At 73.8% G+C, this 12,215-nt stretch carries 12 protein-coding genes; all 12 read right to left on the reverse strand.

Annotated features, from left to right (window positions below; genetic code table 11):
- Window positions 1-13 precede the first annotated feature (13 nt).
- Complete coding sequence (pyrF, locus tag IEW03_RS07990) at window positions 14-883, reverse strand: orotidine-5'-phosphate decarboxylase (RefSeq protein WP_268236082.1); 870 nt, start codon at window positions 881-883, stop codon at window positions 14-16.
- Window positions 880-4,269 (reverse strand): carbamoyl-phosphate synthase large subunit, encoded by a 3,390-nt coding sequence (gene carB / locus IEW03_RS07995; protein WP_188523106.1) that lies wholly within the window; start codon window positions 4,267-4,269, stop codon window positions 880-882. Before carB ends, pyrF begins: the two co-directional genes overlap by 4 nt.
- Window positions 4,269-5,585 carry a glutamine-hydrolyzing carbamoyl-phosphate synthase small subunit gene (carA, locus tag IEW03_RS08000; protein WP_188523107.1) on the reverse strand — a complete coding sequence of 439 codons (1,317 nt, stop codon included), beginning with the start codon at window positions 5,583-5,585 and terminating at the stop codon, window positions 4,269-4,271. The genes carB and carA overlap by 1 nt, the downstream gene beginning before the upstream one ends.
- Window positions 5,582-6,124, reverse strand: coding sequence for a PH-like domain-containing protein (locus IEW03_RS08005; protein WP_188523108.1), 543 nt, complete (start codon window positions 6,122-6,124; stop codon window positions 5,582-5,584). The genes carA and IEW03_RS08005 overlap by 4 nt, the downstream gene beginning before the upstream one ends.
- On the reverse strand, window positions 6,121-7,506 hold the full coding sequence (locus tag IEW03_RS08010; protein WP_188523109.1) for a dihydroorotase: 1,386 nt from the start codon (window positions 7,504-7,506) through the stop codon (window positions 6,121-6,123). The genes IEW03_RS08005 and IEW03_RS08010 overlap by 4 nt, the downstream gene beginning before the upstream one ends.
- Entirely contained in the window at window positions 7,503-8,504 is a 1,002-nt protein-coding gene (locus tag IEW03_RS08015; RefSeq protein ID WP_188523110.1) for an aspartate carbamoyltransferase catalytic subunit, read from the reverse strand. The genes IEW03_RS08010 and IEW03_RS08015 overlap by 4 nt, the downstream gene beginning before the upstream one ends.
- Complete coding sequence (gene pyrR / locus IEW03_RS08020) at window positions 8,501-9,100, reverse strand: bifunctional pyr operon transcriptional regulator/uracil phosphoribosyltransferase PyrR (protein ID WP_188523193.1); 600 nt, start codon at window positions 9,098-9,100, stop codon at window positions 8,501-8,503. The genes IEW03_RS08015 and pyrR overlap by 4 nt, the downstream gene beginning before the upstream one ends.
- A 232-nt stretch (window positions 9,101-9,332) precedes the next feature.
- Entirely contained in the window at window positions 9,333-9,749 is a 417-nt protein-coding gene (gene nusB / locus IEW03_RS08025) for a transcription antitermination factor NusB (protein ID WP_188523111.1), read from the reverse strand.
- A gap of 25 nt (window positions 9,750-9,774) precedes the next feature.
- Complete coding sequence (gene efp / locus IEW03_RS08030; RefSeq protein WP_188523194.1) at window positions 9,775-10,338, reverse strand: elongation factor P; 564 nt, start codon at window positions 10,336-10,338, stop codon at window positions 9,775-9,777.
- Window positions 10,339-10,523: 185 nt separating this feature from the next.
- Window positions 10,524-10,964, reverse strand: coding sequence for a hypothetical protein (locus IEW03_RS08035; RefSeq protein WP_188523112.1), 441 nt, complete (start codon window positions 10,962-10,964; stop codon window positions 10,524-10,526).
- Window positions 10,961-11,653, reverse strand: coding sequence for a hypothetical protein (locus IEW03_RS08040; protein ID WP_188523113.1), 693 nt, complete (start codon window positions 11,651-11,653; stop codon window positions 10,961-10,963). The genes IEW03_RS08035 and IEW03_RS08040 overlap by 4 nt, the downstream gene beginning before the upstream one ends.
- 60 nt (window positions 11,654-11,713) lie before the next feature.
- Entirely contained in the window at window positions 11,714-12,160 is a 447-nt protein-coding gene (locus tag IEW03_RS08045; RefSeq protein WP_188523114.1) for a type II 3-dehydroquinate dehydratase, read from the reverse strand.
- Window positions 12,161-12,215 lie beyond the last annotated feature (55 nt).

Genomic DNA, 12,215 nt, shown 5'->3' on the forward strand with positions numbered 1-12,215 from the left:
TGCGACGGTGCGCTCAGCCGCGCAGCGCGGCGCTGGCCTCGTCGGCCGCACGACGTGCGGCCGACCGCAGCGCCGCCGTGTCCGGGCCGGCGGCGAGCACGCCGCGCGACGACGACGCGAGCACCTGGCGTCGCGCCCGGCCGAAGACGGCGGTCAGCTCGCGCTCCCCCGCCCCCTGCGCGCCGACGCCCGGCGCGAGCAGCGGCCCGTGCACGGCCTGCAGGTCCGTGCCCGTCGCCCGGGCGGCGTCGCCCACCGTGGCCCCCACGACCAGCCCGACCGAGCCCATCGGCAGCCCGTCGTCCACCGCCCCCGCGTTGAGGAGGGCGGCCTGCGCGGCGATCGAGGCGGCCACGCTCACACCGTCCGGCCCGAGCGCGTGCTGCACCTGCGAGCCCTCCTTGTTCGAGGTGAGGCACAGCACGAAGATGCCCCGGCCCGTGCGCGCGGCGAGCTCGGCCGCCGGCGTGAGCGAGCCGAACCCGAGGTACGGCGACAGCGTGACCGCGTCGCCCGCCAGCGGCGAGCCGTCCGCGAGGAACGCGTCGGCGTAGCCCGCCATCGTCGAGCCGATGTCGCCCCGCTTCGCGTCGACGACGCAGAGCGTGCCCGCCGCGCGGGCGGCGGCGATCACCTCCTCCAGCGCCGCGACGCCGGCGGAGCCGTGCCGCTCGAAGAACGCCGCCTGCGGCTTGACCGCCGCGACGTGGCCGCCGACGGCGTCCATCACCCGCAGGCCGAACTCGCGCAGCCCGGCCGCGTCGTCGGGCAGGCCCCAGTCGTCGAGCAGCGACACGTGGGGGTCGATGCCCACGCACAGCGGGCCGGCCTCGTCCATCGCGGCCGCGAGCCGGGCGCCGAACGGCACCGGCGCGCCGGTCACGCCGGCACCCCCGCCGCGTCGGCCGAGGAGACGGGCACGCCCGCCAGACGGGCACGGGTCGCGGCCGTGTGCTCCTGCAGGCTCGCGACGTCGAACGCCCCGGCGCGCACCACCTCGATGCCCTGTACCGCGGCCGCGAGCTGGTCCACCGTGGTGATCATGGGCTTGTCGGCCGCCGTCGTGGCCGCGCGGATCTCGTAGCCGTCGGCGCGGGCCCCCTGCCCGGACGGCGAGTTCACCACGAGGTCGACCTCGCCGGCGGTGATGAGGTCGACGACCGTCGGCTCGCCGTCGGCGCCCCGGCCCGCGGAGAACTTGCGGACCACCTGGCAGCCGATGCCGTTGCGGCGCAGCACCTGCGCCGTCCCGGCGGTGGCGAGCACCTCGAAGCCGAGCTCGGACAGGCGCTTGACCGGGAAGACGATGGACCGCTTGTCGCGGTCGGCGACCGAGACGAACACCCGGCCCTCCGTGGGCAGCCCGCCGAAGGCGGCCGCCTGCGACTTGGCGAAGGCGTGCGGGAAGTCCTTGTCGAAGCCCATCACCTCGCCGGTGGAGCGCATCTCCGGGCCGAGCACTGTGTCCACGACGAGGCCGTCCGCGGTGCGGAACCGCTTGAACGGCAGCACCGCCTCCTTGACGGCGAGCGGCGCCCCCAGGTCGAGGGTGCCGCCGTCGCCCGCCGCGGGCAGCACGCCGTCGGCGCGCAGGTCGGCGATGGTGTCGCCGACCATGATCCGGGCGGCCGCCTTGGCCAGGGAGCTGCCGGTGGCCTTGGAGACGAACGGCACGGTGCGCGACGCGCGCGGGTTGGCCTCCAGCACGTACAGCACGTCGGACACGAGCGCGTACTGCACGTTCAGCAGACCGCGCACCCCGACGCCCTTCGCGATCGCCTCGGTCGAGCGGCGGATGCGCTCGATCTCCGAGGTCGACAGCGACACGGGCGGCAGCACGCAGGCCGAGTCGCCGGAGTGGATGCCGGCCTCCTCGATGTGCTCCATCACGCCGCCCAGGAACAGCTCCGTGCCGTCGTAGAGGGCGTCGACGTCGATCTCCATGGCGTCGTCGAGGAACCGGTCGATGAGCAGCGGCGCCGGCAGCAGCCCGCCCGCGGTGCGCTCGTCGGCGGCCGCGGCCGCGAGCGCCCGTTCGACGTACTCGGTGAGCTGGTCCACGGAGTACACGATCTCCATGCCGCGCCCGCCCAGCACGTACGACGGGCGCACCAGCACGGGGTAGCCGATGCGCTCGGCCACCTCCCGCGCCTGCCCGAGGGAGCGGGCGGTGCCGAAGGCGGGGGCGGGCAGCCCGGCGTCCATGAGGACCTGGCCGAAGATGCCGCGGTCCTCGGCGGCGTCGATGGCCTCGGGCGAGGTACCGAGGATGGGCAGGCCGGCGTCGGCGAGACGCTGGGCCAGGGCCAGCGGCGTCTGTCCCCCGAGCTGGACGATGATGCCCTTGACGGGGCCGGCCGCCAGCTCGGCGGTGTAGACCTCGAGCACGTCCTCGAAGGTGAGCGGCTCGAAGTACAGGCGGTCCGAGGTGTCGTAGTCGGTGGAGACGGTCTCGGGGTTGCAGTTGACCATGACGGTCTCGTAGCGCCCGGAGAGGGTCAGCGCCGCGTGCACGCAGGAGTAGTCGAACTCGATGCCCTGGCCGATGCGGTTGGGCCCGGAGCCGAGGATGATCACGGCCTCCCGCTCGCGGGGGCGCACCTCGGTCTCGGAGTCGTACGACGAGTAGTGGTACGGGGTGGTGGCGGCGAACTCGGCGGCGCAGGTGTCGACCGTCTTGTAGACCGGCCGGACGCCGAGGGCGTGCCGCACCTCGCGGACCGTGGACTCGCCGCCCGGGCCCATGCCGCGCAGGCGGGCGACCTGCGCGTCGGACAGGCCGTGCTTCTTGGCGCGGCGCAGCACGGGCTCGGTGAGGGTCGGGCTGGCGGCCACCTCGGCGGCGACCTCGTTCATCAGCAGGATCTGGTCGAGGAACCAGGGGTCGATCTTGGTGGCGTCGAAGACCTGCTCGAGGGTGGCGTGGCCGGCGTGCACAGCGCGCAGCGCCTGCTGGACGCCGACGAGGCGGTGCTCGGTGGGGCGCACGATCTCGGCGAGCAGCTGGTCGAGGTCGGCGCCGGCGGGGGCGTCGCCGTCCCAGTGGAAGGAGACGCCGCCCTTGTCGATGGAGCGCAGCGCCTTGCCGAGGGCCTCGGTGAAGTTGCGCCCGAGGGCCATGGCCTCCCCCACCGACTTCATGGTGGTGGTGAGGGTGGGGTCGGCGGCGGGGAACTTCTCGAACGCGAACCGCGGCACCTTGACGACGACGTAGTCGAGCGTGGGCTCGAAGCTGGCCGGGGTGACGCGCGTGATGTCGTTGGGGATCTCGTCGAGCGTGTAGCCGACGGCGAGCTTCGCGGCGATCTTCGCGATCGGGAAGCCGGTGGCCTTCGACGCGAGGGCCGAGGACCGCGAGACGCGCGGGTTCATCTCGATGACGATGACGCGCCCCGTGTCCGGGTCCACGGCGAACTGGATGTTGCAGCCGCCGGTGTCGACCCCGACCTCGCGGATGACGGCGATGCCGATGTCGCGCAGCTTCTGGTACTCGCGGTCGGTGAGCGTCATCGCGGGGGCGACGGTCACCGAGTCGCCGGTGTGCACGCCCACGGGGTCCACGTTCTCGATGGAGCACACGACCACGACGTTGTCGTCCTTGTCGCGCATGAGCTCCAGCTCGTACTCCTTCCAGCCGAGGATGGACTCCTCGAGGAGCACCTCGGTGGTCGGCGAGTAGTGCAGGCCCTGGCCGACGATGCGGCGCAGGTCGGTCTCGTCGTAGGCGAAGCCCGAGCCGAGGCCGCCCATGGTGAACGACGGGCGCACCACCATGGGGTAGCCGAGGTCGGCGGCCGCCGCGACGGCCTCCTCGACGGTGTGCACGATCAGCGAGCGCGCGGACTCGCCGCCGCACTTGGCGACGACGTCCTTGAACTGCTGGCGGTCCTCGCCCTTCTGGATGGCGGGGATGTTGGCACCGATGAGCTCGACGCCGTACTCCTCGAGCACACCCGCCTCGTCCAGCGCGATGGCCGCGTTGAGCGCCGTCTGCCCGCCCAGGGTCGGCAGCAGGGCGTCGGGCCGCTCCTTGGCGATGATGGTCGTGAGGACCTCGGTGGTGATCGGCTCGACGTACGTCGCGTCGGCGAACTCCGGGTCGGTCATGATCGTGGCGGGGTTCGAGTTCACGAGCACGACCCGCAGGCCCTCCTCGCGCAGCACGCGGCACGCCTGGGTGCCGGAGTAGTCGAACTCGCAGGCCTGGCCGATGACGATCGGGCCGGAGCCGATGACCAGGACGGAGGAGAGGTCGGAACGGCGGGGCATCAGTTCTCCTTCTCGGCGGTGGGGCCGGCGGCCAGGGCCGCCAGGGCACCGTCGGGGACGGTCACGGGCTCGCGGGTGGTCATGAGCGCGACGAAGCGGTCGAACAGGTAGGCGCTGTCGTGCGGGCCGGCGGCGGCCTCGGGGTGGTACTGGACGGAGAAGGCGGGCACGTCCAGGGCGGTGAGGCCCTCCACGACCCGGTCGTTGAGGCCGACGTGGGAGACGATCACGCGCCCGTAGGCGCGGCCGTCGGTGCGCTCGTCGTCGTACGGCGCGGTGCTCACGGCGTCCACCGGCGCGTCGACGGCGAACCCGTGGTTGTGCGCGGTGACCTCGACCTTGTTCGTGGTGCGGTCCATCACCGGCTGGTTGATGCCGCGGTGGCCGTAGCCGAGCTTGTAGGTGCCGAACCCGAGCGCGCGCCCGAGCAGCTGGTTGCCGAAGCAGATGCCGAAGAAGGGGACCCCGCGGTCCAGCACGGCGCGCAGCAGCTCGATCTCGTGCGACGCGGACGACGGGTCGCCGGGGCCGTTGGAGAAGAACACGCCGACCGGCGAGCCGTCGTCGGGCAGCCGCTCGGTGACGTCGTCGATCGTCGCGGACTGCGGCACGACGTGCACCCGCACCCCGCGCTCCGCGAGACGCACGGGCGTCATGGCCTTGATGCCCAGGTCGACCGCCACGACCGTGGCGACGGGCTCGGAGCCCGCGAACGGGCCGGCCGGCTCGACGACGTACGGCTCGGCGGTCGTGACCTCGGGCGCGAGGTCGGCGCCGGCCATCAGCGGGGAGCTGCGGACCTCGGCGACCAGCTCGGCCACGGGGCGCTCCAGCCCGTCGCGCACCAGCGCGTCGCCGGAGAAGATCCCGGCACGCATGACGCCCAGCTCGCGCAGGTGCCGGGTCAGGGCGCGGGTGTCGACGTCGCTGATGCCGACGACGCCCTGCGCGGCGAGCTCGCTCTCGAGGGACCGGTCCGCGCGCCACGAGGACACGCGGCGGGCGGGGTCGCGCAGCACGTAGCCGGAGACCCAGATCTTCCCGGACTCCGGGTCCTCGTCGTTGACGCCCGTGTTGCCCACGTGGGGCGCGGTCATCACGACGATCTGACGGTGGTAGGAGGGGTCGGTGAGCGTCTCCTGGTAGCCGGTCATGCCGGTGGAGAAGACGATCTCGCCGAAGGTGGTGCCGCGGGCGCCGTAGGCGCGGCCGCGGGCCACGGTGCCGTCCTCGAGGACGAGGACGGCCGAGGCCTGGGCGGTCTCGGAACCGGTGTCGGGACCGGTGGTCGGACCGGTGGTGGTGCTGGTGGTCACGGGGCGTCCTTCGGTGCGGGGGCGGAGGTCATGAGGTGGCGCACGGCGTCGACGAGCCGCGAACGGTCCGTCGCGTGCCGGGTGCGCAGCCCGGTGTCGAGGGTCACGGCGGGCACGTCGTCGGCGGCGGGGTCCTCCCAGGTGATGACGACCAGTCCGTCGGTGCCGACGTACTTGCCCGCCATCCCGGGCGCGAGGCCCACCCCGCGCAGCGACGTCCTCGGGACGAAGACGCTCGGGGCCCCGCTGCGCTCGACGAGCACGCCGGTGTCGTGCACGGTCACGGTCGCGGTGGAGCGGTCGCCCAGCGTGTGGGCGCCGACCCGGGCCAGCCAGTCCCCGCTGAGCGTGCTGGAGACGTAGGTCGCCGCCAGGGGCTCGAGGCGCACCGGCCCGAGGGCGGCGGGCACCGGCGGCGGCACCGGCACGGTGTGCCTGGTGCGCGCCACCAGCCGGCGGCGGCCGACGAGCACGAGCAGGAGCAGCACGACGCCGAGGACGACCCAGACGCCGACCGCGACGGGTACGGGCAGGTTCACCGGTGGCCTCCCCTGGTCGGGGCACCGGCCGAGGAGCCGGCGGGGGCGGCGACCGGTGCGCCGTCGAGGACCGTGGCCCGTCCGCGCAGGAACGTGGCGACGACCCGCCCGGGTAGCTCGCGGCCGGCGAACGGCGTGTTCCCGCTCGCGGTGGCCTGCGCGCGGGCGTCGACGGTGCGGGTGGCCGACGGGTCGACCAGCACGACGTTCGCCGGCTCCCCGACCTCGAGCGGCCGGCCCTGCGGCGCGGCGCCCGTGTCGATGCGGCCGATGCGGGCCGGCGCGCTCGACAGCACGCGGGCCACGTCGGACCACGTCATGCGGCCGGTGTCGACCATCGTGTCCTGCACGACCGCGAGCGCCGTCTCCAGGCCGGTCATGCCGAACGCGGCGGCCCCCCACTCGCAGTCCTTGTCCTCGCGGGTGTGCGGGGCGTGGTCGGTGGCGACGATGTCGATCGTGCCGTCGGCCAGCCCGGCGCGGACCGCCTCGACGTCGGCGGCCGTGCGCAGCGGCGGGTTCACCTTGTAGGTGGGGTCGTAGGTGCGCGCCAGGTCGTCGGTGAGGATCAGGTGGTGGGGCGTCACCTCGGCGGTGACGTCGATCCCACGACCCTTGGCCCAGCGGACGATCTCCACGGAACCCGCCGTCGACAGGTGGCACACGTGCAGGCGCGAGCCGACGTGCTCGGCGAGGAGCACGTCGCGGGCGATGATCGCCTCCTCGGCGACCGCGGGCCAGCCCGCGAGGCCGATCTCCGCGGAGACCACGCCCTCGTTCATCTGCGCGCCCTCGGTCAGCCGCGGCTCCTGCGCGTGCTGCGCGACCACGCCGTCGAACGCCTTGACGTACTCCAGGGCGCGGCGCATGAGGATCGGGTCGTGCACGCACTTGCCGTCGTCAGAGAAGACCCGCACGCGGGCGGCCGAGTCGGCCATGGCGCCGAGCTCGGCGAGGCGCTCGCCGCCCAGGCCGACGGTGACAGCGCCGATCGGGTGCACGTCGACCCAGCCGGCCTCCTGGCCGAGGCGCCAGACCTGCTCGACGACGCCCGCGGTGTCCGCGACCGGCGACGTGTTCGCCATGGCGTGCACGGCGGTGAAGCCCCCTGCGGCAGCCGCCCGGGTGCCGGACGCGACGGTCTCGGCGTCCTCCCGGCCGGGCTCGCGCAGGTGCGTGTGCAGGTCGACCAGCCCGGGCAGCAGCACGTGGTCCGTGGCGTCGATCTCCACGACGTCGACCGGCGCGCCTGCCGCGTCGCGGTCGGTGACGCTCGCCGCGCCCGGGGCGGCGACGTCGGCGATGACGCCGCCCGCGAGGACGACGTCGGCGGGGTCGCCGCCGAGGGGGCGCACCCCGCGCAGCACGTAGGTGGTGGTCACAGGCTGGTCCCTTCGGTGTGGGCGGCCTCGGTGTGGGCCAGGAGGAGGTAGAGCGCGGCCATGCGCACGGCGACCCCGTTGGCGACCTGCTCCACGATGACGGCGCGGTCGGAGTCGGCCGCCTCGGCGGAGATCTCCAGGCCGCGGTTCATCGGCCCCGGGTGCAGGACGATGGCGTGCTCCGGCAGGAGTGCCAGGCGGCGGCCGTCGAGGCCGAAGTAGCGGGTGTACTCCAGCGGGCTCGGGAAGAAGGCCCCGGAGCCGCCGGACATCCGCTCCCGCTGCACGCGCAGCATCATGACGGCGTCGGGCTGCCAGTCGGCGAGCGTGGCGTCCAGGTCGTAGGAGGTGCGGCACGGCCACGCCTCGACCCCGACGGGCAGGAGCGTGGGCGGCGAGACCAGCGTGACCTGGGCGCCGAGGGTGTGCAGGAGGCGCACGTTCGCGCGGGCCACGCGCGAGTGCAGCACGTCTCCCACGATCGCGACCTTGAGCCCCGCGAGGTCCGAGCCGACGCCGTCCCTGTCGGCGCCGCCGCCCCGCAGGCCCACCAGGTGGCGGCGGATCGTGAACGCGTCCAGCAGCGCCTGGGTGGGGTGCATGTGCGTGCCGTCGCCCGCGTTGAGCACGGCGGCGTCGAGCCAGCCCGCGTGCGCGAGCTGCGCCGGCGCGCCCGAGGCCCAGTGCCGCACGACGACGGCGTCGGCGCCCATGGCGTGCAGCGTCAGGGCCGTGTCCTTGAGGGACTCGCCCTTGGAGACGCTCGACCCCTTGGCGGAGAAGTTGATGACGTCGGCGCTGAGCCGCTTCGCCGCGGTCTCGAACGAGATCCGCGTGCGGGTGGAGTCCTCGTAGAACAGGTTCACCACGGTGCGCCCGCGCAGGGTGGGCAGCTTCTTGATCTCCCGCGACTGCGTGGCCGCCATCTGGGCGGAGGTGTCCAGCAGCAGGAGGGCGTCGTCCTTCGACAGGTCGGCGGTCGACAGCAGGTGCTTCATCGGGTCGCCTCCCCGCGCTCGGCCGCGCCGGGGGCGTCCGCGGCCCGGCCGCTGATCACCACGGCGTCCTCGCCGTCCACCTCCGCGAGGCGCACGCGGACGCTCTCGGACGTGGCCGTCGGCAGGTTCTTGCCCACGAAGTCCGGACGGATGGGCAGCTCGCGGTGCCCGCGGTCCACCAGGGCGGCGAGGCGCACGGCGCGCGGGCGCCCCAGGTCGCCGATCGCGTCGAGCGCGGCCCGGATGGTGCGTCCGGAGTAGAGGACGTCGTCCACGAGGACGACGGTCTTGCCCTCGATGCCCGCCTCGGGCAGGCGGGTGACGCCGACGGCGCGGGTGGGTTGGCGGCGCAGGTCGTCGCGGTACATCGTCACGTCGAGCTCGCCCACGTCCCGGGCGGGGTCGAACGCGGGGTCGATGGCGGCGAGGCGCTCCGCGAGGCGGACGGCGAGCGTCACGCCGCGGGTGGGGATGCCGAGCAGGACGACGTCCTGCGCCCCCTTGGCGCGCTCCACGATCTCGTGGGCGATGCGGGTCAGGGCGCGGGCGACGTCGCTCGCGCCGAGGACGGTGGTGCCTTCGGGTGTTCCGGGCATACCGGTGCCAGTGCTCACTGGCGACCTCCTTCTCCGCCTCACGGGACGGGTTTAAAGGGTGTCGTTGACGGCCCCAGCCTAGACCTCCCACCCGCCGCAGCGGCGCCGGCGCCCACCATCCGGGCGCGGCATGCGTCACACCCCGGCCGGACGCACCGTGCACGGACGACGACGGCGAGGACCCGGAGCGGGTCCTCGCCGTGTCGTGCCACCGCTCGGGGAGGCCGGCTGCTCAGGCGAGCAGCGTCGGCTTGATGTCCAGCAGCCGCCCGAGCAGCCCGTTGACGAAGGTCGGCGACTCGTCCGTCGACAGCTGACCGGCCAGGTCCACCGCCTCGTCGACCGCGACGGCGTCGGGCACGTCGTCGTTGAAGAGCAGCTCCCACGCCCCCACGCGCAGCAGCGCGCGGTCGACGGCGGGCATCCGCTCGACGGTCCAGCCGTGGGAGTAGGTCGCCAGCAGCTCGTCGATCCGCTCCTGGTGCGCCAGCACGCCCTCGACCAGCTCGACGGTGTACTGCGGCACCGACGCCTCCTGGTGCGGCTCGATCACGCGGTCGGCCAGCAGCACCTGCGGGTCGACGCCGCGCTGCTCCGCCTCGAAGAGGATGTCGACGGCGCGCCTGCGCGCCTTGGTCCGTGCTCCCATGGTCGTCAGTCCAGCCCGTCCGGCGTCAGTCGTTCACGCGGCCGAGGTACGACCCGTCCCGGGTGTCGACCTTGACCTTGGTGCCCTGCTCCAGGAAGAGCGGGACCTGGATCTCGGCGCCGGTCTCCAGCGTGGCGGCCTTGGTGCCGCCGGTGGAGCGGTCACCCTGCAGGCCGGGCTCGGTGTAGGTGATCTCCAGGACGACCGACGGCGGCAGCTCGACGTACAGCGGCTGCCCCTCGTTCGAGGCGACCATGATGTTCATGCCCTCGAGCATGTAGTCCTTCGCGTCGCCCACGGTCGCCGCCGGCACGGTGATCTGGTCGTACGTACCGGTGTCCATGAACACGAAGTCCTCGCCGTCCATGTACAGGTACTGGAAGTCGCGACGGTCCACGTTCGCGGTCTCGACCTTGGTGCCGGCGTTGAACGTCTTGTCGACGACCTTGCCCGAGAGGACGTTCTTCATCTTGGTGCGGACGAACGCGCCACCCTTGCCCGGCTTGACGTGCTGGAACTCGATGATCGACCAGAGCTGACCGTCGATGCGGAGCACGGTGCCGTTCTTGATGTCGTTGGAGGTTGCCACGTTGTCGAAGTCCTCAGGGTCGGGTGCAGGGGATCGCACGACGCCGACGCCAGGGTCGACGGTGCTCGGTGGTGCTCGTGTGGTGCCGGCGCCAGGGGGCCGTGGGCCGCAGAGAGCCCGCGCAAGTCTACTCGCTCGGCCCGCACCGTGGGACGTCGCCGTCGGCACGCTCGGACGAGCGCCCTTCAGAGCGTGAGGTCGACGGGCACCTCGCCCGACGGCAGCACGTCGAGAGGCACCTCCCCCGTGACCACCAGGTGCACGACCAGCCGGGCCACGAGCCCGATCGCCGTCGCCCACACCAGGGAGGCGAGCGTGCCCACCACGAACCGCTCGCTCGCCACGGGATGGTCCCGCAGCTCGGCGAACCGTCCGAGCCCCTTGACCGCGACGACGATGGCGACGCCCGCCGGGAAGCCGGCCAGGATCGTGCCCGTGACGGACAGCCGCTCGAGCAGGCCGATCCAGGTGCCCCCGCGCAGCACCGTCACGGCCTCCGCCCCGACCGGCGGCTCCGACTCCGCGTGCCGCAGCACCCACGGGACGAGCCACGCGCCCGCCCCGACGCTCACCGCCAGGGCGACCACCCAGACCACCGCCACCCACACCAGCTCCGCACCGCTCACGCGCGCGCCTCCTCGTCGTCGTCACCGTCGTGGCCGCCGCCCTCCGGGGCGTCGAGCCCGCCCGCCCGCAGCAACCGGGCCGCCAGGGGGCGCGCAGCCGACTCCTCGGCCCACAGGGCCGCTCGCAGCCGCTGGCTCACCGCCTGCTCCGACACCCCCAGCGCGAGGGCCGTCGCGCGCTGCGGTGCGCGCGAGCCCGCGTGCTCGGCGAGCGTATCGACCGCCTCCCACCCGGAGGACGACCGGCGCGCCACCACGGCCCCGAGCAGCCGCAGCAGCGCCTGCGCGTCGCCGGCCACCGTCGCGTACGGCTCGTCGGCGGCCCCGTCGACCGCGACCGGCACGCCGGGCCCGCGCACCTTCGCGCGCTCGACGGCCGCGCGCGCCCGGACGAACGCGGGCCCCGACGCCGCGCGGGAGGCGGCGGGCAACGGCCGGTCGACGTCGCCGAGACCCACGCCCACGGACCAGCCGCCGTCACGCACGAGGTCGAGCACGACGTCGACCGCGAGGCCTGCCCCGTCGTCCGTCGCCGCCAGGACGCCCTGCACCTCGTCACCGACCGTGCGCTCGAAGGGCAGCACGAGGCCGGCGCGCCCCCGGGCCCGCACGTCGAGCAGTTCCAGCGCGGCCGGGACCAGGTCCCCGCGACGCGTGCTCCCCCGCTGGTCGGCGGTGATGACGATCATCCATCCAGGATGGCACCTTGATCACTATGCATCAAGGTTCACGCCTTGTTTGTCGACGATCTAGTCTGACAGCTTGGTGGCGATCGCCGAGAGCGCGAGCCGGTACGAGTCGAACCCGAAGCCCGCGACGGTGCCCGTCGCGATGCCTGCCACCACCGAGTAGTGGCGGAACGACTCGCGTGACGCCGGGTTGGACAGGTGCACCTCGACGAGCAGCAGCCCCGCCGACGTCACCTGCGCGGCCGCGTCCCGGAGCGCGTAGCTGTAGTGGGTAAAGGCTGCAGGGTTGAGCACGACGTGCGCGCGGGCGTCCACGGCCTCGTGCAACCATCCGACGAGGGTCGACTCGTCGTCGGTCTGGCACACCCCGACCGACAGGCCGAGGTCGTCGCCCCAGCGCGCCCCCTCCCGCTCGAGGTCGGCCATGGACGCGTGCCCGTAGATCTCCGGCTCGCGCACGCCGAGCCGGCCGAGGTTCGGACCGTTGAGGATGAGGACCTGGGTCATGGACCCGAGGTTACGGGCAGACAGGTCCGTCCCCCGGTCGCGACCACGCCGGCGA

Source organism: Isoptericola cucumis (genome assembly GCF_014635665.1).
Classification (GTDB): Bacteria; Actinomycetota; Actinomycetes; order Actinomycetales; family Cellulomonadaceae; genus Isoptericola; species Isoptericola cucumis.

What these genes read in the sequence shown, in the direction of transcription:
- carB (WP_188523106.1), bottom strand. Translation starts at nt 4,269, where the DNA reads ATGCCCCGCCGTTCCGACCTCTCCTCCGTCCTGGTCATCGGCTCCGGC.
- IEW03_RS08015 (WP_188523110.1), bottom strand. Translation starts at nt 8,504, where the DNA reads ATGAAGCACCTGCTGTCGACCGCCGACCTGTCGAAGGACGACGCCCTC.
- pyrR (WP_188523193.1), bottom strand. Translation starts at nt 9,100, where the DNA reads ATGCCCGGAACACCCGAAGGCACCACCGTCCTCGGCGCGAGCGACGTC.
- nusB (WP_188523111.1), bottom strand. Translation starts at nt 9,749, where the DNA reads ATGGGAGCACGGACCAAGGCGCGCAGGCGCGCCGTCGACATCCTCTTC.
- IEW03_RS08040 (WP_188523113.1), bottom strand. Translation starts at nt 11,653, where the DNA reads ATGATCGTCATCACCGCCGACCAGCGGGGGAGCACGCGTCGCGGGGAC.
- IEW03_RS08045 (WP_188523114.1), bottom strand. Translation starts at nt 12,160, where the DNA reads ATGACCCAGGTCCTCATCCTCAACGGTCCGAACCTCGGCCGGCTCGGC.